Source organism: Afipia sp. GW822-FHT03D08, from assembly GCF_058801645.1.
Genome location: NZ_JBXANK010000002.1, coordinates 741,791 through 766,188 on the forward strand (window position 1 = coordinate 741,791; position 24,398 = coordinate 766,188).

27 protein-coding genes and 1 pseudogene are annotated in these 24,398 nt (G+C 58.8%); 3 read left to right on the forward strand and 25 right to left on the reverse strand.

Annotated elements, in window-relative coordinates:
• The first annotated feature begins 359 nt into the window (after window positions 1-359).
• Together tnpA and AC1RM7_RS18405 are read left to right on the forward strand one after the other, a co-directional pair.
• A complete protein-coding gene (gene tnpA, locus AC1RM7_RS18400; protein ID WP_002714872.1) occupies window positions 360-500 on the forward strand; it encodes an IS66 family insertion sequence element accessory protein TnpA in 141 nt (46 codons plus the stop codon).
• 285 nt (window positions 501-785) lie between these two features.
• Window positions 786-1,272, forward strand: a pseudogene (locus AC1RM7_RS18405) (IS66 family transposase); the annotation flags it as partial.
• A gap of 196 nt (window positions 1,273-1,468) precedes the next feature.
• On the opposite strand, the gene merA reads toward AC1RM7_RS18405, so the two are convergent.
• The 3 genes from merA to AC1RM7_RS18420 form a co-directional block, all read right to left on the reverse strand.
• Window positions 1,469-2,908, reverse strand: a complete 1,440-nt coding sequence (gene merA, locus AC1RM7_RS18410; RefSeq protein ID WP_492838912.1) for a mercury(II) reductase — start codon at window positions 2,906-2,908, stop codon at window positions 1,469-1,471.
• Between the two features lie 120 nt (window positions 2,909-3,028).
• Window positions 3,029-3,316 carry a cation transporter gene (locus AC1RM7_RS18415; RefSeq protein ID WP_024575765.1) on the reverse strand — a complete coding sequence of 96 codons (288 nt, stop codon included), beginning with the start codon at window positions 3,314-3,316 and terminating at the stop codon, window positions 3,029-3,031.
• A 17-nt stretch (window positions 3,317-3,333) separates the two neighbouring features.
• A complete protein-coding gene (locus AC1RM7_RS18420; protein ID WP_024575764.1) occupies window positions 3,334-3,747 on the reverse strand; it encodes a mercuric transporter MerT family protein in 414 nt (137 codons plus the stop codon).
• Between the two features lie 94 nt (window positions 3,748-3,841).
• Between AC1RM7_RS18420 and AC1RM7_RS18425 the strand changes: the two genes are divergently transcribed.
• Window positions 3,842-4,312: a MerR family transcriptional regulator gene (locus AC1RM7_RS18425; RefSeq protein WP_492838909.1), complete on the forward strand. Its 471-nt coding sequence runs from the start codon at window positions 3,842-3,844 to the stop codon at window positions 4,310-4,312.
• A 141-nt stretch (window positions 4,313-4,453) separates the two neighbouring features.
• On the opposite strand, the gene AC1RM7_RS18430 is transcribed toward AC1RM7_RS18425, so the two are convergent.
• From AC1RM7_RS18430 to AC1RM7_RS18535, 22 genes are all read right to left on the reverse strand, one after another.
• Window positions 4,454-4,717, reverse strand: coding sequence for a hypothetical protein (locus AC1RM7_RS18430; RefSeq protein ID WP_034473580.1), 264 nt, complete (start codon window positions 4,715-4,717; stop codon window positions 4,454-4,456).
• Between the two features lie 81 nt (window positions 4,718-4,798).
• On the reverse strand, window positions 4,799-5,110 hold the full coding sequence (locus AC1RM7_RS18435) for a hypothetical protein (protein WP_152527717.1): 312 nt from the start codon (window positions 5,108-5,110) through the stop codon (window positions 4,799-4,801).
• A gap of 560 nt (window positions 5,111-5,670) precedes the next feature.
• Window positions 5,671-6,312, reverse strand: coding sequence for a DUF1109 domain-containing protein (locus tag AC1RM7_RS18440; protein ID WP_492838907.1), 642 nt, complete (start codon window positions 6,310-6,312; stop codon window positions 5,671-5,673).
• Window positions 6,309-6,866: a sigma-70 family RNA polymerase sigma factor gene (locus AC1RM7_RS18445; RefSeq protein ID WP_492838905.1), complete on the reverse strand. Its 558-nt coding sequence runs from the start codon at window positions 6,864-6,866 to the stop codon at window positions 6,309-6,311. The genes AC1RM7_RS18440 and AC1RM7_RS18445 overlap by 4 nt, the downstream gene beginning before the upstream one ends.
• A gap of 120 nt (window positions 6,867-6,986) precedes the next feature.
• Window positions 6,987-7,700, reverse strand: a complete 714-nt coding sequence (locus tag AC1RM7_RS18450) for a c-type cytochrome (RefSeq protein ID WP_024575760.1) — start codon at window positions 7,698-7,700, stop codon at window positions 6,987-6,989.
• Window positions 7,697-7,831 (reverse strand): hypothetical protein, encoded by a 135-nt coding sequence (locus AC1RM7_RS18455; protein WP_002714861.1) that lies wholly within the window; start codon window positions 7,829-7,831, stop codon window positions 7,697-7,699. Before AC1RM7_RS18455 ends, AC1RM7_RS18450 begins: the two co-directional genes overlap by 4 nt.
• Window positions 7,832-7,839: 8 nt before the next feature.
• Complete coding sequence (locus AC1RM7_RS18460; RefSeq protein ID WP_425991750.1) at window positions 7,840-11,037, reverse strand: efflux RND transporter permease subunit; 3,198 nt, start codon at window positions 11,035-11,037, stop codon at window positions 7,840-7,842.
• Entirely contained in the window at window positions 11,034-12,452 is a 1,419-nt protein-coding gene (locus AC1RM7_RS18465) for an efflux RND transporter periplasmic adaptor subunit (protein ID WP_024575758.1), read from the reverse strand. The genes AC1RM7_RS18460 and AC1RM7_RS18465 overlap by 4 nt, the downstream gene beginning before the upstream one ends.
• Window positions 12,449-12,856, reverse strand: coding sequence for a FixH family protein (locus tag AC1RM7_RS18470; RefSeq protein WP_002714858.1), 408 nt, complete (start codon window positions 12,854-12,856; stop codon window positions 12,449-12,451). The genes AC1RM7_RS18465 and AC1RM7_RS18470 overlap by 4 nt, the downstream gene beginning before the upstream one ends.
• 98 nt (window positions 12,857-12,954) lie before the next feature.
• Window positions 12,955-13,311 carry a hypothetical protein gene (locus AC1RM7_RS18475; RefSeq protein WP_024575757.1) on the reverse strand — a complete coding sequence of 119 codons (357 nt, stop codon included), beginning with the start codon at window positions 13,309-13,311 and terminating at the stop codon, window positions 12,955-12,957.
• Between the two features lie 113 nt (window positions 13,312-13,424).
• Window positions 13,425-13,913 (reverse strand): DUF411 domain-containing protein, encoded by a 489-nt coding sequence (locus tag AC1RM7_RS18480; RefSeq protein WP_029659695.1) that lies wholly within the window; start codon window positions 13,911-13,913, stop codon window positions 13,425-13,427.
• Window positions 13,914-13,979: 66 nt separating this feature from the next.
• Complete coding sequence (locus AC1RM7_RS18485) at window positions 13,980-15,146, reverse strand: OpgC domain-containing protein (RefSeq protein ID WP_492838901.1); 1,167 nt, start codon at window positions 15,144-15,146, stop codon at window positions 13,980-13,982.
• A 140-nt stretch (window positions 15,147-15,286) separates the two neighbouring features.
• Window positions 15,287-15,619, reverse strand: coding sequence for a four-helix bundle copper-binding protein (locus tag AC1RM7_RS18490; protein WP_492838899.1), 333 nt, complete (start codon window positions 15,617-15,619; stop codon window positions 15,287-15,289).
• 29 nt (window positions 15,620-15,648) lie between these two features.
• Window positions 15,649-17,577: a DUF4396 domain-containing protein gene (locus AC1RM7_RS18495; protein ID WP_492839318.1), complete on the reverse strand. Its 1,929-nt coding sequence runs from the start codon at window positions 17,575-17,577 to the stop codon at window positions 15,649-15,651.
• A 7-nt stretch (window positions 17,578-17,584) separates the two neighbouring features.
• Entirely contained in the window at window positions 17,585-18,067 is a 483-nt protein-coding gene (locus AC1RM7_RS18500; protein WP_492838897.1) for a GNAT family N-acetyltransferase, read from the reverse strand.
• A 239-nt stretch (window positions 18,068-18,306) separates the two neighbouring features.
• The gene (locus AC1RM7_RS18505; RefSeq protein WP_492838895.1) at window positions 18,307-19,281 is read right to left on the reverse strand and encodes an FkbM family methyltransferase; all 975 of its coding nucleotides are present in this window, start codon (window positions 19,279-19,281) and stop codon (window positions 18,307-18,309) included.
• 106 nt (window positions 19,282-19,387) lie between these two features.
• Window positions 19,388-19,681 (reverse strand): copper-binding protein, encoded by a 294-nt coding sequence (locus tag AC1RM7_RS18510; RefSeq protein WP_492838893.1) that lies wholly within the window; start codon window positions 19,679-19,681, stop codon window positions 19,388-19,390.
• 38 nt (window positions 19,682-19,719) lie between these two features.
• Entirely contained in the window at window positions 19,720-20,199 is a 480-nt protein-coding gene (locus AC1RM7_RS18515) for a cupredoxin domain-containing protein (RefSeq protein WP_492838891.1), read from the reverse strand.
• Between the two features lie 47 nt (window positions 20,200-20,246).
• A complete protein-coding gene (locus tag AC1RM7_RS18520; protein WP_492838889.1) occupies window positions 20,247-21,620 on the reverse strand; it encodes a multicopper oxidase family protein in 1,374 nt (457 codons plus the stop codon).
• An 11-nt stretch (window positions 21,621-21,631) separates the two neighbouring features.
• Window positions 21,632-23,020 carry a TolC family protein gene (locus tag AC1RM7_RS18525; protein WP_492839316.1) on the reverse strand — a complete coding sequence of 463 codons (1,389 nt, stop codon included), beginning with the start codon at window positions 23,018-23,020 and terminating at the stop codon, window positions 21,632-21,634.
• 96 nt (window positions 23,021-23,116) lie between these two features.
• Window positions 23,117-23,413, reverse strand: a complete 297-nt coding sequence (locus tag AC1RM7_RS18530; protein WP_492838887.1) for a hypothetical protein — start codon at window positions 23,411-23,413, stop codon at window positions 23,117-23,119.
• Between the two features lie 673 nt (window positions 23,414-24,086).
• A complete protein-coding gene (locus AC1RM7_RS18535; protein ID WP_492838886.1) occupies window positions 24,087-24,362 on the reverse strand; it encodes a metal-sensitive transcriptional regulator in 276 nt (91 codons plus the stop codon).
• Between the last annotated feature and the right edge of the window lie 36 nt (window positions 24,363-24,398).

The following is a 24,398-nucleotide window of genomic DNA, read 5'->3' on the forward strand; positions in this document are numbered from 1 at the left end:
CCTGCCATTGGCGGGCCTTTCTTACACAAAAGAAAGAAATTCTCCGAAACTCGTACTCGATGGCTGGCGACGCAGTGCTGATCGCGCCCGTCTCTAAGCGAATTCCCTGGTAACAGGGAATTTTACAGGGAAATTCGCGATTTTGGCCTCCCCAGAGGAGCTTGGAGGCGAGAAACCACTGCGGCGCAGCGCTTTTGGCGATAATTCCCTACAAAATTAACAGGGAACACATTTCGAAGAACAGGGAAACCTCGCGCGGACAACAGGGATCTAGGTGAGCGCTGAATTCTTACACGCTTGAATAGGCTCTAGCGGACGCGATCTGTTCTCGCTCTCGATTTGTAGATGAGGAGAGCGAGATGGCGAGCAAGAACGGAGTGTGGAGACGTCAGGGCGAGACTTTCTGGCGGGCACACCATGAGGCGTGGAAGCGTAGTGACTTGAACCAACGGCAGTATTGCGAGGCGGAGGGTATTCCGCGCAAGGCCTTCGAGAACTGACGCGCGATTTTTGAGGCTGAGCCGCAGCCTCCGGAACGCAAGCTGCTTTACCGGCGGCGCAACTTAAGTCCTCCCTTTAGTCCGCCGCTTAGTCCTCTCGTTAGTCCGGGGGCTTATCCCTCCTCGTGGTCGGGAGCGCCGATCGTGCAGCGCTGGCGACCGGCCCTGGCCGGATGATCTGAGACGGATTGAATGGTGCATTCGGAGCGGCGGAAGCGGACACGAGTCGGCTACACTCTATCGTCATGAACATCGATCTCACCGCCCTGCCGGCCGATGTAGAGACGCTGCATCGCCGAGCTCTATGCGATCGAGGCAACGATCCGAGGCAAGACCGCCGACGCACGGCGGGACGTACGACAAGTTCGCTCGTTGCCGCTGGTTGCTGCGATGAGGGCCTGGCTCGAGACGCAGCTGACCCACATCCCGCCGCGCGGCGGGCTTGCCGATGCGATCCGCTACGCACTGACCCGCTGGAGCGACCTCAGCCGGTTCCTCGATGACGGGCGCATCGAACTCGACACCAACACCGTGGAACGCGCCATCCGCCCCATCACACTCGGCCGCAAAAAAACACCTGTTCGCCGGATTCGATCGCGGGGCTGCGCGCTGGGCGACCGTCCGCTCCCTTATCACCACGGCAAAGCTTAACGACGTCGAGCCCTTCGCCCACCTCAAAGACGTGCTTATTCACATGTCCAACGGTCATCCTATGAACCGACTTGACGACCTGCTGCCCTGGAATTGGACCCCGTCAAATCCCGCAACCTGATCCCACGTGTCAGGAATGGACGCTTACGCAAGCATCGCCGGATGAGGTTTTCGGTATGCGCCCAAGGACGCCTGGCGTGCCGCTGCGCCCGCCACCGCAGATCAGTCCGAACGGAAGACGCCCGGTCTGATCTCCACTGCGGGTTCGGACGCTAGTGACGCTTCTGATTCCATAGCCAGTTCCTTAGCCCGCCCCGTTACCCGGCGCAGCAGGACAGTTTCTTCACGTCTCTGTCGAACGTCTGTGCCGCGAGCTTCAGGCCCTCGACGGTCGTGAGATAGGGGAAGATCGTCTCCGACAGATCATCAATCGTGAGACCGCAGCGGATGGCCAAGGCCGCAGTCTGGATGCTATCGGCACCCTCTGGCGCAAGAATATGCGCTCCGAGCAGTTTGCGCGTTACCCCATCCGCGATGAGCTTGATAAGCCCCCGCGTGTCGCGCGCTGCGAGCGCACGCGGCACGTTGTCGAGCGCGAGTAGAGAAGTCCGCACGGCATACCCGGCGGCATGGGCTTGCGATTCCGTCAGACCGACACTCGCCACCTGAGGGTCCGTGAAGACAATGGCGGGCATGGTGGTGTTGTCATAGCGCAGACTGTTGCCATTCAGCGCGTTCTTGGCCGCAAGCTTTGCGCCATAAGCCGCCATGTAGACGAACTGGTCCCTGCCCGTCACGTCGCCGGCGGCATAGATGCCGGCCTTCGAAGTGCGCATGCGGTCGTCGATGACGATCGCGCCAGACGATGTCTGCGCGACGCCCACCTCCGGAAGCCCGAGCGTTTCGGTATTCGGGGTGCGTCCTGTCGCCACAAGAATCCGCTCGGCGGTCAATATCTCTGGACCGCCGTTGCGAGTGATCGTGAGTGCGACGCCGCCATCCTCGGTTTTGTGGACGAAATCGTAGGCCAAGCCACCCACAATCGTGATCCCCTCGTCGGTCAGATAGCCCGCGAGCGCCTGCCCGATCTCCGGCTCGGCCTCCGGCAGGAGGCGACTCCGGAAGACGAGCGTCACCGCCACGCCCGCGCGTGCAAAGGTCTGAGCAAGCTCAGCTCCAATGTAGCCGCCGCCAAGCACGATCATCGAGCGCGATAGCTCCTTCAGCGACAACGCCGTCGTGCTGTCGAGAGGCGCAACCTCTGCGATGCCTGGGATGGTGGGTAGCGCAGGCCGCGCGCCCGTCGCAATGATGATGCGGTCCGAGACGAGGCGCTGACCGTCCACGTCGACGCCTCCCTCGACGAGGCGCGCCCGACCTTCACGGTAGGCTATGTTGTTGTATTCGGGCAAAAGATCGGCGTACTTCGCCTGACGAAGGCTGGCGACTAGCGCGTCCTTCTGGGCGATCTGTGCGGCCCAATCGACCACGCGCGCGCTGCTTTCGATGCCGTCGAACCGAGCCGGGGCGGCGTCAGCGTGGTGCACCGTCTCTGTAGCTCGGATCAGCGTTTTCGACGGCACGCAGCCAATGTTGACGCAGGTGCCGCCAATCGTGCCGTGCCCGACGAGCGCAACGCGCGCGCCCTGCTCGGCGGCAGTGATCGCGGCCGAGAAGCCGGCGGAGCCGGCGCCGACGACAACAAGGTCGTAGCGGCTGCTGCCGCCATTCATGCTCGGGGTACAACAGTCGTTCATGGTTTCAACTTTCGTGTGTTCGCATCCACGTTGCAGGAGTCAGGGCCGCACAGCAGACAATCGGAGTACGCCCTGCCCCGATGATGATGAGTTTTGCGACGGTCCATACCGACGCGGGCCTTACTGCACGATGCGCGAGGGATAGCCGGCGTTGGTGGTCGCCGTAATGAGCGTCGGGACGTCCGTCCGGCTATCCTCAAACCGAACCTTTGCAATCGCAGCCCCATCTGCCTCGGATATCTGAACATCGAGCACGCCGGATACGCGAGTGAGAGAGCGTTTCACGATCGGGCCGCAGAGTTCACAGGTAGCGTTGGCGACATTGAGCGTCACAGTTCGCTCGGTGGCTGAAGCTGCACCGTAGGAGAACAGGGCAACGGTCAGGGCGACGAGAGGCAGAATCTTCATGGCAAGTCTCCTTGTTGTTAGGTGTCGAGGAAAAGGCGAGCAATGAGGGGGAAGCATACGGCGATGATGATCAGGAGCGTTGCGATCCACAGTCCGACCTCGGCGGTCCGACGAGATGACGGGCTGGCGCAGTAGGAGCCTTCGACGCAATCGGCCGTCTTCGGTTTGCGGTAGACGACATAGTAACCGGCGCCGAGGCATGCGACCGCGAGCCCGATAAACAATGGCTGATAGGCCTTGAGCGCGGTCAAATTGCCGATCCATGCACCGCTGACGCCGGCTAGGAACAAAGCGAAGGGCACCACGCAACAGGTCGCGGCGCCAAGTGCCGCCAAGATGCCGCCAACCGACAGCAGCGCTACGCTGTCAAAGCACTTCTGCGTCGGCGTCGCCTTGCTTGGCAGCACAGTCGCCTCGTCTCGCATCGTCATTGAGCCCGCTCCCGCGATTGGTCTATGGTGACCCTAGCGCCTGTAGCGACTACAGGGTCAAGCGAGAGTTTCTCACGGGTTTGTGAGGCCAATAATGAACCAGAATGAAGATTTTTCGATCGGGGTGCTGTCAGAGCGCAGCGGAGTGAATATCGAGACCATCCGCTATTATGAGAAGATCGGCATTATGCCGTCGCCCGCCCGCAGTGCGAGTGGTTATCGCCTCTACGGCTCTGACGATGTGAGGCGGTTGCATTTCGTTCGTCGCGGTCGGGAACTTGGATTTGCTCTCGACGAGTTGCGGGGATTGCTGCGTCTTGTCGATGGGCACACCTACAGTTGCGAGGAGGTACATGCGCTCACAGTCGAGCATCTCACGGATATTCGTCAGAAGATCGTTGATTTGCGACGTCTCGAACGAGTGATGTCGGACATGGCTGCACAGTGCACGCGGGATCAGGTTCCGGAGTGTCCGATCATCGATGCGCTGTTCGAGATGATGCCCGTCGCAAGACAAACGCGTCGACCCAGCGCTCGCACCGTAAAAGGCACTTCACCACGATGAATATGCCGACTTCGATGCTCTTGGTCGACAATTGGAACAATGAATAACCGCCAATGTTGGGAAGTCACCTCTGGGCTACGACCTACATTCCGACCGAGCAAATTTCGAGTGCCCCCCCCCCCGAAACTCTGTGGCTTTTATCTAACCAGGTCGACCTTTCTGCGTCGGATTCTTCTCGTCACGCCGATCGTTCTTGCTCTGCATCATTCGATTGCAGTTCTCCATCATCTGGTTCATCTGGCCCATCATACCCATCATTGCTTTCATATCACCGCTCATCATGCCGTGATCGCTGGCCTGCGGAGTCGATGGCGTCGGCGTATCTTGGGCGCGAGCAACGGGACCAAGAGCCAAGCCTGTTCCAACGGCGAACAAAACGACTGCTAATGTTGCAACTGTTTTCATGGAAGATTCTCCTCTCTGTTCCAATTTACGAATGAACCGACGTGCGTCTGCGCGCGCCAGTCAATCGGTTCGGTCGCGCATCTATTGTTGCGGTTCAAGCGGCTTACCTGATCGAGATGGTAGGATCTTGGTTGACTCCGTACCTGGATCATTTGGCGATTGCGCCCCGTGTTTCATGCACATGAACATCATCAACATGCAGGGGAGAAACGCCAGGACAGGAAGGAACCCCGCTGCTGCCAGCCAGTTCCAGTTCAACGCAACACCAGCAGCAACTCCCGCGCCCGAGAAGAGATACAGCGCCAAGCGATACCGAGTGAAATAGCTGGTCACAGTATCGCGCGGTCGATCGCCTGACCCGCGGGTGTTTGCGTTGTGATCAATCAAGGTCATCCAATTGCTCTTCCGTTTGGTGAAAATGCAGAGTGAATCGGTTGCAACGATTGGTCCGGATCCGCAACCGGTTCTGGCTTCAGACCACTCACTGGAGGCTCATCAATGATGAGCTGCGTATTTTGGATAGCGCGCATCATTTCCCTCTTGTGCGTATCATCGGAGATTTCGGACCTCCTTGATAGCGCCAAACGTATCCGCCACTCTGGACCGTCGCCGCCGCTTGGGAACTGACCTTCGGCGCTATCTGGGAACGTGGCTTCCTTCGGTCGAATGCAAACGCTGAAGCCAAGTCGCTTTGCGAGCGACCAGCGTTGTAGGCGCTCGGCCTGGCCTCATTTGGCCAATAGCTCTTGTCGGTAATTGTCGATCCCGCGTGGGCCGTTGCTGATATCGCTACAAGTGGCAGCAAGAGCGAAATCGTGAGAAAGTGTTTCGTTAACATTGTCCGGCTCCTTGTCATTGTGAAGCGTGTCTCATGCGCTTCTACAAATGAGTTCGGAGCAAATCGTCGGCCGGTTACACACTCACGGTGACGTGAAAACGACCACCAAGGCCCGTTACCACCGCAACAAGCGCGGCCCCAATATTGCGCCTGCGAAGGTGCAAAGGGCGATCGTGCCACCGTACCAGACCGCAACAAATGGCAATGAATCGTCCATGCAATGAAGCGCATAAGCCATCGCACTCACGCCGCCAGCAATGAGGCCGGCGAAGGCGCCTGTGCGGGCGAGATCCGTTGGGGCAGCCCTTCGCACCGCCCAGATGGTAATTGCGAAAGGCACGATTGCGATGATCGGAATCGAGAGAAGGCATTCAAGCCACTGATCGCCGATGATCATTTTGTCCCAGTAGGAACTCGGCGCAAAAGCAAGGCTGATTGCGGCAAGTAACACAATCGCGAGGAACGGCATTGCAACCAAAATCGACGAGGTTCTTCGCTCCCCTCCGGGGCGCGCCAGCCTTGTGAGATAGATCGACGCGACGCCGACAATCCCCACCGTGAACGCGAGTTTCAGGAGGAGAAAAATCAAGGCGCGGGCCGTCATCAGGTCTGTGCGGACACCTAGTCCGACGAGCATGATGCCGAGTGCCGCCACTGTTCCAGCCGCAAGCGCAATGCAAACCGTCCGAACGACCAATCTGCGGTCTACCGGCTCTGCGTTCGCACTTAGTATGGCAACCAAGTCATCCGTCTTCATGTTCTGGTTTCCCGGACAATCAAGGCAGCCAGTGTTTTGAGCCCACGATGAATGTTCACTTTTACGGCCGATTCCGAGATACCGCATCGGTCTGCCGCTTCAGCTATGCTCTGTCCGTCCAGTTTTACAGCCTCGATGGCGCATCGCATGTTTTTCGGCAACCGCTCCATGAGCCGTCTGACGTCGTGTGTGCTCTCGGCGCTGACATTGTCGTCATGTGCCATGATCAGATCGGCCTCATCGATAGGCACATCAGCGAACGACGCGCGAGTTCGACGCAGGAAATCGATCAACTTGTAGCGCGCGATCGCATGCACCCACGGTGTAAGCGGCTCCGTGGGGTCATAGGTATGTCGCTTGATGTGAATCGCCAATACCGCTTCCTGAACCAGATCTTCAGCCTCTGCCGCGCCTCTTCCAATGCCCGCAAATTTGCCTTTGTAATATGCGCGCAGACGGCGGCTCAATCGCTCAAGCAGCGCGCGGTGTGAGGCCGCGTCGCCATCCAGGCTTGCAAGCATCAGTGCCTTGAGTTCGATTTCGTTGGTCGTCATACTTGCATTATCTCTATGAGTTCGCTGATCCAGCCGGTTTGGTTACAGTTGACGGCGCTATCAATGGAAAAATAGTTGGCCCGCTGCCGCGCCGTTGTCGATTGATGGGCTTGGAGCTCATCAACATTGCGGTGAGATGGCCCCGCTAATCTCTTCTGGTGCGGCAAAGATCACGTCAGCCCTGTCTCCCATCATTCCGGCCGCCACGATCGCCGGAGCGCCCTTCTGTGGCCCATCGTCACTCACGTCGGTCTTGAATCTCAGATTTCGCTCCCAGAAATCGCGCGTTTTTCCATCCGCGGTGATCACCCGGTAGGTGTCTCGGCAGTGCGTGATCGCCGTCACCCGTTGGTCAGACTCGAGTTTTTTGAGATTTGGGACCGCACCACCACCCATCATGCCCATCATCATTCCGCCCATTTGATTGCCGCGTTGCGCAATCGATGGCGGAGCGTGACCGGGCTGGGTCGCATCCTTGAGAAACGCCAGAAGATCACCGCGCCGTCCCGCGTCCTTCACGCCGGAGAACGGCATCGTGTTGCCAGGAATGAGGTGTTGCGGATCCCGAAGCCACTCGTTGAGCGTGGCGTCGTCCCAAGTAATTCCCGACGACTTCAACGCCTGTGAATACCGACTGAAGCTCGGCAGCATGCCGGCCTTTCGGTTCCATAGATCGGCGAGACTTGGTCCCGTCATGTTTCGGTCCGGTTCCAGCGAGTGGCATGGCGCACAGGCCTGGAAACTCCGTTGGCCACGGGATGCGTCGCCTAGCTGTGCCTGTGCAGAGGGCAGGAACGCGCCTGTCACCAATGCGATCATGATCAATCTGTTCATCGCCGACCTCCCTTGTCTCCATAAAACAGATATTTGACGAGTGCTGCTGCCGATAGGATCAAAACAACGATGATCAGCAGCCACAAAAGCCCCATGCCCCATATCATTCCAGGCGCCATACCATTCATCATGGTTCACCTCACTCGGCGGGTTCCGAAACAAGTCGCGAGTCTTCCTTGGCCGGCTTGATGGCCCGCGATGGCGAATGATCGTTTTCGTGATCATTGGGCGGCAAACGGAAGCCTTTGATCAATCCATAGATCGCGGGAATCACGATCAGCGTCAGCAGTGTCGACGAAATCATGCCGCCGATCATCGGCACCGCGATGCGCTGCATGATCTCGGACCCGGTACCAGTGCTCCACATGATCGGCAGCAGTCCCGCCATGATGGCCACGACCGTCATCATCTTCGGCCGCACCCGCTCCACCGCGCCTTCCATGATGGCGTCGTAGAGGTCGTGACGGGTCAGTGTTCGCTTTTCGGCGTCACGCTGCGCCTTGATCTCGGCAAGGGCTTGGTTGAGGTAGATCAGCATAACGACGCCAGTCTCAGCCGCAACACCCGCCAACGCGATGAAACCGACCGCGACTGCAACGGACAGGTTGAAGCCTAGCGCCCACATCAGCCAGATGCCGCCGACCAAGGCGAACGGCAGCGACAGCATCACGATCACGGTCTCGGCGATGGAACGGAAGTTGAGGTACAGCAGCAGAAAGATGATCAGCAGCGTCACCGGGACGACGATCTTCAGGCGCGCCGTTGCGCGTTCGAGATATTCGTACTGACCGCTCCAGACCACATAGTATCCCGCCGGAAATTGAATACTGGCCTGCACCGCCTGCCGCGCGTCGGCAACATAACTGCCGAGATCGCGGTCACGGATGTCGACGTAGATGTAAGTCGCCAACTGTCCATTCTCGGTGCGGATCGATGTCGGCCCTCGCGCCGGTTCGATCTTGGCGACCTCCCCAAGCGGCACTGCACCTCCCGCCGGCATCGGAACCAGGACGTCGTTGGCGATGGCCTGCGGATTCTCGCGCAGGTCCCGGGGGTAACGCATGTTGACGCTGAAGCGCTGCCGGCCCTCCACTGTCGTGGTCACCGTCTGGCCGCCGAGTGCGGTCGCAATCACATCCTGAACGTCCTGGACCATGATGCCGTAGCGCGCCAAGGCCGCCCGGTCCGGTGTCACGTCGAGATAGTAGCCGCCGATACCCCGCTCGGCATACGCCGACGATGTTCCCGGCACAGCCTTTAGAACCTGCTCGATCTGCTTGGCCAGTTTGTCGATCTCGACCAGATCTGTGCCGATCACTTTGACCCCAACCGGCGTGCGAATTCCGGTCGATAGCATGTCGATGCGCGCCTTGATCGGCATGGTCCAGGCATTCGAGACGCCGGGGAATTGCAACGCCTTGTCCATCTCTGCGATCAGACTGTCGACCGTGATGCCGGGCCGCCACTCTTCCTTCGGCTTCAGGTTGACGATGGTCTCGAACATTTCGGACGGTGCCGGATCGGTCGCCGTCAAAGCCCTGCCGGCCTTGCCGTAGACTGACGCCACTTCCGGGAACGACCGGATGATCCTATCCTGCATCTGCAGCAGTTCACCCGCTTTGGTCACCGAAATTCCCGGTAGCGTGGTGGGCATGTAGAGCAGCGTGCCTTCGTTGAGGTTGGGCATGAACTCGGTGCCGAGCTGACGCGCCGGCCACACTGTCACCACAACAATTGCCAGCGCGATAAGGATCACCAGTGCCTTGGCACGCATCACGGCCTTGATCACCGGCCGATAAATCCAGATCAGGAAGCGATTGATCGGGTTCTTGTGCTCGGGCACGATTCTGCCGCGCACGAAGATGATCATCAGCGCCGGCACCAGCGTTACCGACAGCAACGCTGCCGCCGCCATTGAAAAGGTCTTCGTGAACGCCAAGGGGCTGAACAGCCGGCCTTCCTGCGATTCCAGCGTGAAGATCGGCATGAACGACACGGTGATGATCAGCAGGCTAAAGAACAGCGCCGGCCCGACCTCGGACGCTGCCTTTATCAGTATGTCGACCCTTGACCGTTCGGGTTCAGCCCGCTCCAGATGCTTGTGTGCATTCTCGATCATAACGATCGCTGCATCGACCATGGCGCCGATCGCAATCGCGATGCCGCCCAGACTCATGATATTGGACCCCAGCCCGAGCAGCTTCATCGCACCGAACGCCATCAGCACGCCGACCGGCAGCATCAGGATGGCGACGAGAGCGCTGCGGACATGCAGCAAGAAGACGATGCAGACCAAGGCGACGACCACACTTTCCTCGAGCAACGTGTGCTTGAGCGTAGCGATGGCCGCGTTGATCAGGTTGGAGCGGTCATAAACCGGGACGATCTCGACGGATTTCGGCAGGCTGCTGGCGATCTCCTTGAAGCGCTTCTTCACATTCTCGATCACATCAAGCGCATTAACGCCGAACCGCTGCAGCACGATGCCGCTGGCAACCTCTCCCTCGCCGTTGAGCTCTGTGATGCCTCGGCGCTCGTCCGGACCAAGCTCGACGCGGGCAACATCGCGCAGCAGAACCGGCGTGCCGTTGCTGGTCTTCAGCACGATGTTGCCGAGGTCGTTGATGCCTTTAAGATAACCTTTGCCGCGGATGACGTATTCGAACTCGGAGAGCTCGACGGTGCGGCCGCCGACATCGGCGTTGCTGGCGCGAATCGCATCGCGCATCTTCTGCATGGAGATGCCGAGATCGCGCATGCGCTGCGGATCAAGGATGACGTTGTACTGCTTGACGAAGCCGCCGACGCTCGCCACTTCGGCGACGCCTTCGGCCTTGGCCAGCGCGAATTTCAGATTCCAGTCCTGGATGGTCCGCGTGTCGGCGAGGTTCAGCGCTTTCGATACCACTGCGTACTGGTAGACCCAGCCCACGCCTGTAGCGTCGGGACCGATCGTCGGGCTTACGCCGGCGGGCAACCGCGAGGCCGCGCCGTTGAGGAATTCGAGCACCCGCGAGCGAGCCCAGTAAATGTCAGTGCCATCCTCGAAGATGACGTAAACGAACGAAACCCCGAAGAACGAGAAGCCGCGCACGACTTTGGATCGGGGCACGGTCAGCATCGCGGTCGTCAGCGGATACGTGACCTGGTCTTCGATCACTTGCGGCGCCTGGCCGGGATATTCGGTGTAGACGATCACCTGGGTATCGGAGAGATCCGGAATCGCATCGAGCGGCAGATGGACCAGTGCGTAGATGCCCGCGGCTGCGGCAAAGCCGGTGCCGAACAGGACCAACAGCAGGTTGCGAGCCGACCAACTGATGACGCGGGCGATCATTGCTGGCCTCCCGCGTTCGAAAACCCTTTAAGGGCGGCCTTCAGATTGCTTTCCGCATCGATCAGGAAGTTGGCCGAGACGACGACGGGATCGCCCTCCGTGAGGCCCTGTCGGATTTCGACATAGCCGTCGCCGCGATGGCCGAGTTTCACCTCGCGCGGCTCGAAGCGCCCCTGTCCTTTCTCGACGAATACCGCCTGACGATTGCCGGTATCCAGAACGGCGCTTTCAGGTACGGTAAGCACAGGCTGCGAGCTGCCAATATCGATATTCGCATCGACATACATATCGGGAAGCAGAGCGCCATCCGGATTGGCCAATTCGATCCGCACCCGGGCGGTTCGTGTTTCCCTGTTCACCTGCGGGTAGACCACCGAGATCTTCCCGGTGAACTCGCGACCAGGAAAACTGCGTGCCCTCACCGTCACCGGTTGCCCGATGGCGATTGCGCCGAGATCGCGCTCGGCAACATCGACCATGGCCCACACGACAGACGTGTCGGCGACCCGGAACAACACATCGCCGGGCTGCGCGCGCATGCCTTCGATGGCATTGCGTTCGAGCACAATGCCGTCGCGCGGAGCCGACCAGTCGATGGTGATCGGAACGGTACCGCTCTTCTCCATGGCGGCAATTGCCGTGTCGGGAACGTCAAGGTTCATCAGCCGCTGACGCGAGCCGCGACCATACACGGCGACGCCGCTCGTCCCTTTCGACGTGATGGTGGCTATGTATTCGGCGGCCGCCGATGCCACGGACGGACTGTAAATTTCCATCAGCGGCTGACCTTTGCTAACTTTGCTGCCGGTGGTGACGTTCGCGACTTTCTGCACCCAGCTTTCCGCTCGCATCGAAATGACGGAGATCCGGCGCTCGTCGAGTTGGATCGTGCCTGGCGCACGAATGAGGGTTCGAATGACGCGCGATGTGGCGGGTTCGGAGCTGACGCCGGTACGTTGGATCTTCCCTGGCGAAAGCTTCACCGATCCGTCGTCGCTGTCCTCGCCCTCATAGACCGGGATATAATCCATCCCCATCGAATCTTTTTTCGGTGTTGGCGACGTGTCCGGCAGCCCCATGGGATTGCGGTAGTATTTGATTCTACGCTCCGTAGTCCCGCCGGCGGATGTTGTGGCTGGTGGCAATGTGTCCGGAGCTGCCTCGTTAAAATTGACGTCGGCGCCCGCCGGAACAGCACGATAGTCGCGGCCATCCCCGGTCTTCCTCGGCGTCAGCGAATATGCAGGCTTGCCGTCCGGATCCTGAAAATAGATCGGGGCGGAATTTCCTTCCGCCCTTGCGGGAGTAACCATGGCGAAGGCGCGCGCCGGCGGCCGCTGCGTGCCGGCGACGTATCCAATGCCTGCCGCCGCGATCAACGCGGCGGCAGCGCTTGTGAGAACGGCGCGGGTCATTTCTGCGCCGTGATGACGAGCTTGTTCTCGACGGTGCCGGTCTCGCCCTGAACCTTGGCGCCGAGCGAAAGCTGCCAGCGGCCCGCCATCCCGAACGTCGCCTTGAACTTGTAACTGCCCGGCTCCGCGCCCGGCATCGGCGCGATCTTGGTTGCCATCTCCTGCATGCCGTCCGGAGCCATGTCGAGACGGGTCGCGAAGATGACGGCGTCAGGCACCGGCTTGCCGGTCTTCGTGTTCATCAGTCGGACGGTGATGACCTTGTCGGGCCCGGCCTGGATGGTCTGATCGACCAGCTCGAATTTGTAGTCCTTGATGTCCGCCAGAGCGGCCGTGCTTGTACCACCGATTGCGGCAGCGATCAGCGCAGCCTGGAAGGCCTGCGCGAAGTTAAACGTCTTCATGTTCGTAGTCCTCGATTGTCCTGGGTCTGCCGCAAGGCGGCATGCGTCATCCGCGCGAACTTGCGTCGGCGCGGCAGCAATCGGCGCTTAAGCGCCGGTCAGACCAGGTTTCGAGGGGGGTGATCCGGCGGAGAACCGTCGAGGCCATCGGCGATCCGATCGTCGAAAGCCGTGAGCGGCCGGTGTACTGGCAGACGCGCCGGGATTCCGGTTGCCAGAGGAGGTTGCGCCTGTGCAACGCCCAACGCGCACATCGCACGAAGCGGACAATCCTGGCAGCCGTTGCTCTTTTGTGTCTCCGGACAGCAAGGCATGTCGGCGGACATTGCCGACATATCGCTCATCTCGGCAGCCGACAGCGGCTTCGCGACCGCGGGCGTGACCAGCGGCGAAGCAACAAGCCCGGCAATCGCAAAGATCGCGAGCAAACGGCTGATGAATCGACAAAAATTCATAGCCCAACATCCCATAGGATCATGGACTTGGGAAGGCAGATCACATCACAAATCCGCCATAAGCAGAAAACGATCAGATCACAGTTACCTGCGACATGGTTAAAAGATCAGTCTCAACCAGCGATATCGCCGCCGATGAACCGCATGTACGTTCGCCGGCTGGTGGCGTCGAAGAGAACGACGTTATAGGGATCGACCCGGCTGCCCTCCATCCCCGGTGATCCCAAAGGCATGCCGGGAACCGCCAATCCGACCGCGTTCGGACGTTCCTTCAATAGTCGTCGCACGGCCGCGGCGGGGACATGACCTTCAATGACGTATCCATCCGCCTCCGCCGTATGACACGCCGCGAGGTCGGCAGGTACGCGAAGGCGTTTCCGGACTGCATGAAGATCCGCCGTTTCCCTGATCGTCACGCTGAAACCAGCTTCCTTGAGATGGCGCACCCAACCCGAGCAGCAACCGCAATCTGGATCCTTATGAACCAAGACAACGGATTCCGCAGCAGAGGTAGCGCCGTCCGGGAAAGCCAGTAGCGCGGCTGTTAGTCCCAAAACGCTTCTGCGAGTCAAAAAGCCCGGATATTTTCCTGAGTTATTCATGTCGCGAGGTCCGTACTTCGTTGGTCATCGAGACTACTCCAAACATTTCTTCCTCCAAACAAACTTCTAACTGACCGATGTCGAAACCGATTCCGAACTGGATTTGGACGCCGCGGGTTGCTTGTCCAGATCCTTGGACCACGATCGGTAGTAGGCGACGGCCGTCATGAGCGCGATCCCAGACACACTCACGATGATCTGCGCGAGAAGCGAGTCGGAGACCAGTTCGAGAAGGAAATGACCGACGAAGGAGAGAAACACTCCGACGCAGAACACTTCCAATGAACGCTGACCGCAGATGATCAGTGGGCGAAGCCAGCGCGAGGTCAACCCGGGCCAACCGAAGGGGAGAAACCGAACGACCAACACGGCCAAGGCAACGAAGTGCAGAACCCGATATGGCGCGAGGTTTGTCTTGTCGCTAGGATTGAACGCGCCCAACAGCCCCTCAGGGATTAGTTTTCCCAGCGGCCCGACATAACCTGCAACCGTCATAAGCAGCGCAAACCCCAGATAAACGAAACAGATCGATACGATCGCGGGCGAGCGAATGAACCTCTGCAGCCGCGATGCTCCACCGAGCGCACTCCAGGCCCCAAGCACGAAGAGGAGTTGCCATGTGAACGGGTTGAAATACCAAACACCCGATGGGTAGGCGGGAAGATTCCACCCGAATTGGCGTGCAGCGAAATAGAGGACGAGCGCGCTCGCGATTGCAAGGTCTGGCCGCCGAAGCATCAGCCACAAGACCAGCGGAAATGCTGCCATCAGAACGATATAGAGCGGGAGAACGTCGAGATTCAGCGGCTTGAATTTGAGCAGCAGGCCTTGCATTAAGGTCAGCATCGGACGGTCGATCACCCCTGCAACGTTGAACTCATCCACAAGGTGAGAATGGTTGTAGGCTTCCGCGACCCAGCCGATTGCCGCGATATAGAAAACGAACAGCAGCACGTGCGCGATATATAATTGCCAAACGCGTTTTAATAGTCGAGCGGTTCCTGCAACGAAGCCTTGGACGAGCATGCTCTTGGCGTAGACAAACGCGGCCGTATAGCCGGAAATGAAGACGAAGATATCCGCTGCGTCGCTGAAGCCATAATTTCTGGTCGTGAGCCACGCGACCGCGTTATTCGGGACGTGATCGAGAAAGATTGCCCAGTTCGCAAGGCCGCGGAAAAGATCGAGGCGGAGATCACGGCCTTTGGCAGGAAGGAAAGCACGAATTGTCATGAAAACTCTTGGCGACGGTTTCAGAAAGGCGAGGACGTTTACGTTTGTGACGACCCGACCGGGGAAAGGCACTTCGTCTCGAACGATAGCCCGATCAGACGCTAGACATCGATCTAGCGCCTGATCGATTGTCAGCTCATCTAGCCTGCCATGGCGCAGCAGCTTTCCGCGCACTGCTTGCAGGCCTTGACGCAATCGTCCATGCCGCCGATGCGTTCGCAGTCCTTCGCACACTCGGTGCAAATTCCCGCGCACTCGCCGCAGACGTGCTTGTGGTGAGGCGTATTTAGCAATATGAAATGAGCGGCCGTGCGGCAGATCTCGGCGCAGGCCATCATAAGCCTGAAGTGCTGGGGTTCGACATGTTTGCCCCCAGTTTCCAGACAATGGGTCATGGCTGTTCCTAGACATACTTGGTAGCAGCGCAGACATTCATCGATGCAGCTTTGCATTTCTTTGCTCATATGATTCATTGAGCTCTCCTGGGTTTGATGGCTGCCCCTTATTGCACGTTGAGAACTAGTGTCAGGCCGCCCGCTCCTTTCTGCTCGACATTGTTGTTGGTGGTGTGATGCGGGATATGACAGTGCACCAGCCATTTCCCGGGTTTGCGCGCTGTCCAAACCACGTCGTATCGCTGTCCTGGTCCGACGTTCACCGTATCGGCAAGAAACCGCTGGTTTTCTGCCAACGTCTCTCCGTCGCGGGCCACTACCTGGAAAGGCCCGCCATGAACATGCATAGGGTGAACGAAGTTGTTGTTGGTGCCGATGAAGCGAATCTTGATGGTTTGCCCAACCTTCATGAAGACGGTGTCTGTCTCCGGATACGACTTCCCGTTGATTGTAAAATAGTTCGGAAGGCCACCCTCCATCAGCATCGCGGGATAGGTGAGCCATTCGCGCTTGAGCCATTCCTGGAGCTGGATAGTGTATTCGAGATCGGCTTTTACATCGGCGGCACTGTCCTTCGGCGCAATCAGCAACGCGCCGTAAAGGCCTAGGCCTTGTTGACGATCGGGGTGGTCGTGGCTGTGATAAAAGTAGGTTCCGCTTTGGCTCACGGTGAACTCGTAGGTGTATTGCCCGCCCGGCGCCACGGGCGGCTGGGCTATCTTGGCCGGGCCGTCCATCTCGTTTGGTACGATCAGACCGTGCCAGTGCACAGTCGTAGATTCCGGAAGGTTGTTGCGGAATTTGATCTGGACGTGATCGCCTTCGGTCAATTGAATCCGCGGGCCCGGCACCTGGCGATTGTAGGCATAGGCCTCTACGGAGACATCCGGAAGAATATTCCAGCGTATGATCGAAGCTTCGATATCGAAGACCTTCACCCCGTTTTCGATGCGCGGCTCAAGAACGTTGTCCCCTCGGGCATCGGCAGGCGCCTTATAGACCACTTGCCGGGGATTGACCGCCGACATGTCTTTCATTGCTTCGCCTGGCGTATCGAACGTCATGATCATGCCCGGCGGCATAATGGCGCCGCCGACGTCGCGTACGCTCAGACCTAGATTGACCTTGAAACCTGGGAGCACCATTCCGGAAATCAGGAGGAATGTCGTTACACCGGCGAGCGCAGCCAACTGTGGCGTCGTCGCATTGCTCGTCATTTGATGACCGCCGTGAGACTTGTGGCCGTTGGCAGCCGTTTGTTTCTGCGGACGGTCTTCGTGTCCCTTCATGTGGCTCATGCCCGCAGCCGACATTTTAACTATCTCGGACTTCATTCCGGACATTGAGCGCATCTCGGCAGATTCCTCATCCGAGCGCGCGGTCATCAGGCCGTGCTTGATTTTTTTCTTCACCATCCAAACGTTGAACGGATAGGCGGTCGCGAACCCGACCATCACTCCGAGGGACATCACGCCCCAGAAGATCAGCTCGAGCGGGTCCATCGCGCGCATGTCGCGGCCCATCATCAACAGGCTCATGGTCGGCGCCATGCCTGCCATCATGGCGTTCATACTAATGAACTCTGGCATGAAGCTTTTACGCACGTTTTCCCAATACGTACCGCCCATCATCTTCTTCATGAACAACGATTGAAAGATGAAGAGACCAAACGAGAAACCAGCGACATACTCGACGATCAGGTCAATCCACATCGGCAGACCGAGCAGTGCGGTCACGGCCGCTGCGAGAATAATGCCGGTGGCATCACCAGCAACGCAATGAATGGTGCTTCCGATGCCCTGCTTCCAAAGCGGGGACGTGAACTGCTCATGCTCTCCGGGCCGCGGCTCCTTATCAGCAAGTACGTACAGGAGAAGGCCAAACGGACCCATGTACAGGGTCACAAGGATGAAGCCCCACTTCATCACGGTCGGTTCGGGATTCCCGTTGAACTGGTCGAAAGCGACGTAGGCCGTGGAAGCGGCCGCGATGACGAACCATGCGATCAGGAAATAGTCGTATGGGAGAGCAATCATGATGTCCTCAAGCTGAAGTCGATGCTCGTTCATCCGCCGAGTCTTGAGATACCGTCGCAAGCCGCCGCTTCACCGATTCGTCCCTTTCAATTTCGACCGGCAACATCATGAGAAGGCTTCCGCCCGTGTGCGGCAGGTCGGGATGCCAGGGAATTTCCGCGTGACGGACCTCCTTGAAACCAGCGGCGAGATAGAACACGATCGCTTCCGTGTTGTCGGCCCAAACGTGCAACGTCACGGAGGGAAACGACTGCTGCATGGCCTCATCGACGACCGCGGCCAGCAGTGCGGAACCCACACCTAGTCTGCGGTGGCTGCGCAGAACGGCGATGTTGTTCAGCAGATAGCTGCTGGGGTCGTTGAGCTCCGTGCGCGGCCGCAACAACTCCTCACGCTCGGTCAATACAACGTCCGCGATCTCACCTTCGATGAGCCGGGCGGGAAATGCGTTCGCCATTCCGACGATCCGGCCGCCCGACGCGGCAACCATGCAATTCTGATACGAGAATATTCCGGTCGGCATCGCAACCATCTCGCGATACGTTGGCATTACTTCCGCTGCAGGATCGATGCCGCGCAGGATGAACGTAAGCGTATCGCCCTCCGCGAGGTTGGCCAACTTCGCTATCTGGCGGCTGTCACCGCCGGTCGCCCGTCTGATCACGAACCGTCTGGGCCCGGTGGATTTCTCCGCGAATGCTCGGGTCCCACCACCCCCGTCCGACCTCGTCATCGGTAAGCCCACGTCGCCGAAAGCAGCCTATCTTGCCAAAGAGGACTTGAGGTCGCGAAGACGTTGTAGCCGACCCAGGTATGCCGCTTGATCCTGTCGAGATCCGACGGCGCGGTCACCGCAAAAAAGCGGCACTTCGTTGGATCGAAGGCAAATGTCTTCAGGTCAGTACTTCGAATGAGATGACGCGTGACGCTGTGATTCCGGTCGGCTCCGTGATCTTCACAAATGACGACGCTGTCGCCGGCTAAAATGCGGCGAGCGCCGTCCAGCGCCTCGATCTCTTGTCCTTCCACGTCCAACTTGATCAGACACGGCAAGGAGGTATCGATGAATCCCTCATCAACTAACCCATCCACCGACAGCATCCTGACGGCTTCGCGTTCCCGAAACCCGATGGGTATTGCTGCGAACGCCTCATGCTTCTGACCGACGATCCTGGCGTATCCACCCGTCGCCGCACCGATCGCGGCGTTTAAGCACTTGAAGCGGCCGGCGTTCAACCTCGCATTGGTTTCGAGTCTTGCGGCATTTGCAGGAGATGCCTCTATCGCGATTGCCTGCTGGCAGCCGAACGGCTTGCTCGTCGCGAGTACTGACCAGTAACCGAAGTTTGCGCCACAATCGATCAGCGTGTACTTGAGCCCAGCGGCGCTCGTTAGCAACGCCTCGATTTCTTCTTCGTAGTCGTATCGGCGGTCGAGAATCCTGCTCCAATATCTGTCGGAGAAAGGCATTGCGAACACCGCATCGGCGTTTAGCCTGACCACGATGTCGCATTCCGTGGCGACAGCCGAAACCGCCTTGCAGCCCAATCCGTAACCGCGATGCCCGAACGGACGTGTGAGAGCCGACCCGGCCTGCAGCGCGCGGACCGCGACCTTGTCGATCAACCCAGCACCAGTCAGCCTTCCACTCTTGCGGTCATATGCGAGCATTCGCTCGTCCACGGCAGCGTTGGCTCCGGTCAAACGTGACCTCCCTTGTTTCGGCCGTCGAATTGATCAATCGGCATCAGTCGGATCGGCCCGGCAGCGCGATGGCTCGAAACCGCAACGCTACCGGACCGTCACTCCATCACTTGGACTTCTGCATCTTCGTGATTGTGATGCCGGCCGTCGCCCGTTCAGCTTCGAATTGCACCTTGTCGCCCACCTTGACCTGCTTGAGCATCGATGGATCCTGCACGCGGAAGACCATCGTCATTCCTTCGTCCATGTCGAGACTCTTGATTGGGCCATGTTTCAGGGTAATTTTGCCGGCTGCTTCATCGACCTTCTTCACCTCACCGGTCACCATCGTGCTCTGCGCAAAGGCGATTGTAGATGTCAAAAGCACAGCGAACGTGGTTGCAATGTTCAGCGTCTTCATCGGATTTCCTTTCAATTTCTATCTCTGTTCTTGAGGAGTTACTTCACGACGATCGTGCCGACCATCCCGGCTTCCCGGTGACCGGGGATCAGACATCCGTATTCGAACTCGCCGGCCTTGGTGAATTTCCAGACGATCTCGTCGGCCTTCTTAGGAGCAAGCCGTTTGCCATTCGGATCATCGTGCTCCATGTCGGGATTCTTTTTCATCGCCTCGCCATGCTTGAGGTTGTCAGCCGTTGTGGCGAGGATGAATTCGTGGTCGAGTTCGCCATTGTTACGCAGCACAAACTTGATCTGCTCGCCCTTCTTCACCTCGACTTTCGCCGGCATGAACATCATCTTGCCGTCCATCTCGCCCATCGTTACTTGAACAATCCTGGCAGGCTTTTTCAGGTCGCCGGGCTCGCCGGCCGAGAAACCTTCGTGACCGTGACCTGCAGGTCCCGCGCCCGCCCAGGCGGATGCGGACAGGACCACCGTCGCAAACAGCGCGATGCCAGTTTGATGCTTCTTCATTTTTCGGTTCCTTTGTTGATCGTACGCTTCAGTCTTCCCGTTGCCGCCTACATCCCCTTCATGCCTTTCATTCCCTTCATCGCTTTCATCTCGGTCGGCTTGGCCGACTCTTTCGGCTTGTTCTGCCGCGGTGCTTCAGCCGGTGGCGCGTCGACCTTGTAGGCGACAGTACCCTTCGGATAATCATAGGGACCGGGATCCTTGTAATCGTCGCGGCCCAGTCCCTCGCGGATCTTCATGACGGAGAACATGCCGCCCATTTCGATCGGCCCGAATTGGCCGGAACCGGTCATCATCGGCAGCGTGTTGTCCGGCGCGGGCATTTCCATTTCGCCCATCGCCATCCCGGTCGACCCCATCACCATGGCGTCCGGCGCCAGCTTGCCGACTGCTTTCGCCAGATCCTTCTTCGAGACACCGATCATGTTGCGCATGTCGTGGCCCATCGCGTTCATGGTGTGGTGCGACTTGTGGCAGTGGAACGCCCAATCGCCGGGATTGTCGGCGACGACGTCGAACGCCCGAACCGCACCGACCGGAACGTCGGTCGTGGTCTCCGGATACTGAGCGCTTTCCGGCACCCAGCCGCCATCGGTGCAACTCACGACGAACTTATGTCCGTGAAGATGGATGGGATGATTGGTCATGGTGAGATTGCCGATCCGAACGCGCACGCGATCGTTGAGGCGCACCGGCAGCGGATCGATCCCGGGAAACACCCGGCTGTTCCAGGTCCACATGTTGAAGTCGGTCATCTCGTTGACCTTCGGCAAATAGGTGCCGGGGTCGATCAGGTAGGTGCTCATGATGAAGACGAAATCGCGGTCGACCGGGCGGAATGACAGATCACGTGGGTGCACCACGATCATGCCCATCATGCCCATCGCCATCTGCACCATTTCATCGGAGTGCGGGTGGTACATGAACGTCCCGCTATGCTTCATCTGGAACTCGTAGACGAAAGTCTCGCCAGGTTTGATGTGGGGCTGGTTGAGACCGCCGACTCCATCCATACCGCTTGGCAAGAGCACGCCATGCCAATGCACGGTGGTATGTTCCGGCAATTTGTTGGTGACGAAGATGCGGAGCTTGTCGCCTTCTACGGCCTCAATGGTGGGACCCGGAGATTGGCCGTTGTAGCCCCAGAGATGAGCCTTCATGCCTTCGGCAAATTCGCGCACCACGGGCTCGGCAACCAGATGAAACTCCTTCCAGTCACCGTTCATGCGCCATGGCAACGACCAGCCGTTCAGTGTCACCACCGGCCGATAGTCGGGACCGGACGTGGGATGTAACGGTGGCTGCATCGTCACCTTGTCCATGATCGGTGCTTCCGGGATGCTGGCCGCCTGCACACGGCCGCTCACGGCGCTGGCACTGACCAGCGCCGCCGTTCCGAGAAATCCTCTTCGCGATAGCATGCTCATCTCCTTCAGTGGCCGCCGCCACTCCCGCCCGCTTGGGCGGTGGTAGTCGGGCGTGATTCATTTTGTGTGTCTCCAGAGCCGCCACCGTTGATAGCGGTCGTCAAATCGGATTGCGCCAGCCAGAAATTGCGCTTGGCATCGATGGCGGCCCGCAACACCGCGATTCTCTGTCGTGTCTCGACCAAAAGCGCGAACACGTCGATCTGCATGCTGGAAAACCGCAATTGCATTTCTTCGGTGATGATCTTGCGCAGCGGCAGCACTTCACGCTGATACTGTCCGGCAATGTCGTAGGTCGAGCGGTAGACGCGGTATGCGTCTCTCGCCTCCGAGCGGACATTGACCGCCTTTTCGGTCAGGCGATTGAACGCCTGATTGTAAATCGCAGTCGCCTGCCGGACGCGCACTTCGCCGCCGTCGAAGATCGGGATCTGAAACTGGATATCGAAGCCACGCTCGCGGAACGGTGCGCCTTCAGGATCCTGGGTTTTTCTGGATATTCCCGCTACATCGAAAAGCGTGACGAACCGCGTGGCTTCCGTGAGATTGAGAGATTTGGCCAGCGCATCTAGTTGGATCCGGGTGATCTGAAGATCAATGCGATGACTGACGGCATCCATCTCAATGGAAGGAAGCGCAGAGGGGCGTCGCGGAAGCACCGGCAAGGTATCCGGCAGCCGGAAACCGAGATCGCTTCCCCATAGACCCATGAGCCGGGCCAGCCGTTCGCGCGAACTGGTCGCCTCTTGCCGCGTGGAAGCAAGATCCGCTGTCGTTTCGGCGTAGAACGCTTGCTCGCGGGCTTGATCGAGCTTGTTGAGTGAACCGGTCTCTCCGAGCTTCTGGGCAAGCTTGGCGGTGGACTCCGCCGTCGATTTAGCGTCGGTGAGCAGGCCAACGAGTTCGTTGGCCGCGACCGTTCGATAATATGACCGTCGGACATCAGCCGCGAGCCTCAGCGTTTCAAGCACGGCTCGCAGTTGCGCCTGCTGGAAGCGTTGACGCGCAATCTCGGAGCGGAACGGAAGCGTCGCCAACGCCAGAATATCGCCCACGACCTGACGTTCGATCTCGACAGCGCCGTTGCCCGCAATCCGCGAAATCGAGAAAGTTGGATTGGGTGGAAGGCTCTCCTGAACGAAATCAGCTTCCGCCAGCGCCAATTCATTGTAGGCGGCTTGAAGACCTCTGTTGTTTAGCAGAGCAACCTGAACCGCAGTGTCCACGGTCAATGGGCGGCGAAGCAACCGTTGCACCGCGCTGCGAGCCCACTCCGCATCTTCGCCGCTGCGGATAGACACAACATCCTTTTTGATTGTCTCACCCGCAACATCGGCGACGACTGCCATTCCACCATCGGGTGAAAAGGTTGCGCATCCTGATAGCGCAAACATTGAAATAACCGCGGCCACACACGCCGCCTTCGATCGGAACGGATTCGCAACAACAACCAACGGTACGATCTGGAGAGTTCGGTTCATCGTGCGCTCCTATTGCCCGGACTTCGGTTTCGGGGCGACGCTGTCGTTCTGCTTACGCCAGGAGGACGGCGTCGTCGGGCGCAAGCTCGCATACGGAGCAACCGTCGAGCGGTAGCCAACGCGAGCGACTTTCACACTCGGATCAGCCGGATCCTGCCCGTTCACGGCGAGTGGGACCGCGCACCCCGACACCACGCCGCCGATAGCCAACAAAGCCAAAGCTACGGCACCGCTATTTCTCCTTTGATAGATTTTGCAGACCACCGAGTGAACGGCGGCGAAGTTCGCCCCAAACTGCGCAAGCATGATGTTTTCCTGAACTGCCGATGATCCATAGGTCCGCGAGCCCTCAGCGGGTGCGGCCACGTCATTTCGTCAGATCAGAAAATGGGAGGGCGGTAATGCCGAGGGGGCGCGTTGTCGGCGAGATGCCGATAGGTCTCGGACTCAGAACGCAACTTCGGAGGAGAGGGGTCACTGATTTCCACGAGGGCTGCAGGCAATGCACTGATGCACACCATACCGCAGCATTTCGTTCCGGAAGACTTGTGGTGATCGTTCGCAGGGGCCGGTGTTTCGTCAGCGATCAATGCTTGACTGTCAGGACTGTGCGATTTGCTGAAATGGCTATGTCCACCGGAACGTTCGTGGGCGTGGCCGTCCTTATGAACGTGCTCCGAAGTGCTGTCGCCGGATTGATGAACGTGAATGATCCCGGACTCGTAGCTCGCGTCCGTGAGGCACGGCGCCACACGAGACCCATCGCTCAATGCAAACGAGAGGCCCGGCGCCGATACGCAAAGCAAATAGACCAAGGCGAGCAACCATCCCGCCCTCAATCGCTTCGCTTTGGTCAAACGCACGAACATCTAGCCCTTTGTCTCGCAACTTGAGCACTCGGTATCATGGCAAGCTTACGAGGAAACCATTCCCCCGCCAAGCGCGAACATCCGATGTGATAAAGTTCCGTTGCCTGCCCTCATCGGTCCGCTCGCCCGACAACCGCCATGAGTTCAGCGATCTTCTTGCGCTGATCGGCTTTATCGCCGCTCGCAATCGCGTGCTCCACGCAATGGGATACGTGATCTTTCAGGACTTCTTCTTCGACGCGCCGCAGTGCGGCACGAACTGCGGAGATCTGCGTTACGATATCGATGCAGTAGCGATCTTCATCCACCATTTTGGCGAGACCGCGGACCTGACCCTCGATGCGGCTTAGCCGTTTTTGGCAGGAACTCTTGATGTCTTTTCGCATGCCGATTATATACCCATACCAGGTATAGGTTGCAAC

What these genes read in the sequence shown, in the direction of transcription:
- tnpA (WP_002714872.1), top strand. Translation starts at nt 360, where the DNA reads ATGGCGAGCAAGAACGGAGTGTGGAGACGTCAGGGCGAGACTTTCTGG.
- merA (WP_492838912.1), bottom strand. Translation starts at nt 2,908, where the DNA reads ATGAACGACTGTTGTACCCCGAGCATGAATGGCGGCAGCAGCCGCTAC.
- AC1RM7_RS18415 (WP_024575765.1), bottom strand. Translation starts at nt 3,316, where the DNA reads ATGAAGATTCTGCCTCTCGTCGCCCTGACCGTTGCCCTGTTCTCCTAC.
- AC1RM7_RS18420 (WP_024575764.1), bottom strand. Translation starts at nt 3,747, where the DNA reads ATGACGATGCGAGACGAGGCGACTGTGCTGCCAAGCAAGGCGACGCCG.
- AC1RM7_RS18425 (WP_492838909.1), top strand. Translation starts at nt 3,842, where the DNA reads ATGAACCAGAATGAAGATTTTTCGATCGGGGTGCTGTCAGAGCGCAGC.
- AC1RM7_RS18430 (WP_034473580.1), bottom strand. Translation starts at nt 4,717, where the DNA reads ATGAAAACAGTTGCAACATTAGCAGTCGTTTTGTTCGCCGTTGGAACA.
- AC1RM7_RS18435 (WP_152527717.1), bottom strand. Translation starts at nt 5,110, where the DNA reads ATGACCTTGATTGATCACAACGCAAACACCCGCGGGTCAGGCGATCGA.
- AC1RM7_RS18440 (WP_492838907.1), bottom strand. Translation starts at nt 6,312, where the DNA reads ATGAAGACGGATGACTTGGTTGCCATACTAAGTGCGAACGCAGAGCCG.
- AC1RM7_RS18445 (WP_492838905.1), bottom strand. Translation starts at nt 6,866, where the DNA reads ATGACGACCAACGAAATCGAACTCAAGGCACTGATGCTTGCAAGCCTG.
- AC1RM7_RS18450 (WP_024575760.1), bottom strand. Translation starts at nt 7,700, where the DNA reads ATGAACAGATTGATCATGATCGCATTGGTGACAGGCGCGTTCCTGCCC.
- AC1RM7_RS18455 (WP_002714861.1), bottom strand. Translation starts at nt 7,831, where the DNA reads ATGATGAATGGTATGGCGCCTGGAATGATATGGGGCATGGGGCTTTTG.
- AC1RM7_RS18460 (WP_425991750.1), bottom strand. Translation starts at nt 11,037, where the DNA reads ATGATCGCCCGCGTCATCAGTTGGTCGGCTCGCAACCTGCTGTTGGTC.
- AC1RM7_RS18465 (WP_024575758.1), bottom strand. Translation starts at nt 12,452, where the DNA reads ATGACCCGCGCCGTTCTCACAAGCGCTGCCGCCGCGTTGATCGCGGCG.
- AC1RM7_RS18470 (WP_002714858.1), bottom strand. Translation starts at nt 12,856, where the DNA reads ATGAAGACGTTTAACTTCGCGCAGGCCTTCCAGGCTGCGCTGATCGCT.
- AC1RM7_RS18475 (WP_024575757.1), bottom strand. Translation starts at nt 13,311, where the DNA reads ATGAATTTTTGTCGATTCATCAGCCGTTTGCTCGCGATCTTTGCGATT.
- AC1RM7_RS18480 (WP_029659695.1), bottom strand. Translation starts at nt 13,913, where the DNA reads ATGAATAACTCAGGAAAATATCCGGGCTTTTTGACTCGCAGAAGCGTT.
- AC1RM7_RS18485 (WP_492838901.1), bottom strand. Translation starts at nt 15,146, where the DNA reads ATGACAATTCGTGCTTTCCTTCCTGCCAAAGGCCGTGATCTCCGCCTC.
- AC1RM7_RS18490 (WP_492838899.1), bottom strand. Translation starts at nt 15,619, where the DNA reads ATGAATCATATGAGCAAAGAAATGCAAAGCTGCATCGATGAATGTCTG.
- AC1RM7_RS18495 (WP_492839318.1), bottom strand. Translation starts at nt 17,577, where the DNA reads ATGATTGCTCTCCCATACGACTATTTCCTGATCGCATGGTTCGTCATC.
- AC1RM7_RS18500 (WP_492838897.1), bottom strand. Translation starts at nt 18,067, where the DNA reads ATGGTTGCCGCGTCGGGCGGCCGGATCGTCGGAATGGCGAACGCATTT.
- AC1RM7_RS18510 (WP_492838893.1), bottom strand. Translation starts at nt 19,681, where the DNA reads ATGAAGACGCTGAACATTGCAACCACGTTCGCTGTGCTTTTGACATCT.
- AC1RM7_RS18515 (WP_492838891.1), bottom strand. Translation starts at nt 20,199, where the DNA reads ATGAAGAAGCATCAAACTGGCATCGCGCTGTTTGCGACGGTGGTCCTG.
- AC1RM7_RS18520 (WP_492838889.1), bottom strand. Translation starts at nt 21,620, where the DNA reads ATGCTATCGCGAAGAGGATTTCTCGGAACGGCGGCGCTGGTCAGTGCC.
- AC1RM7_RS18525 (WP_492839316.1), bottom strand. Translation starts at nt 23,020, where the DNA reads ATGTTTGCGCTATCAGGATGCGCAACCTTTTCACCCGATGGTGGAATG.
- AC1RM7_RS18530 (WP_492838887.1), bottom strand. Translation starts at nt 23,413, where the DNA reads ATGCTTGCGCAGTTTGGGGCGAACTTCGCCGCCGTTCACTCGGTGGTC.
- AC1RM7_RS18535 (WP_492838886.1), bottom strand. Translation starts at nt 24,362, where the DNA reads ATGCGAAAAGACATCAAGAGTTCCTGCCAAAAACGGCTAAGCCGCATC.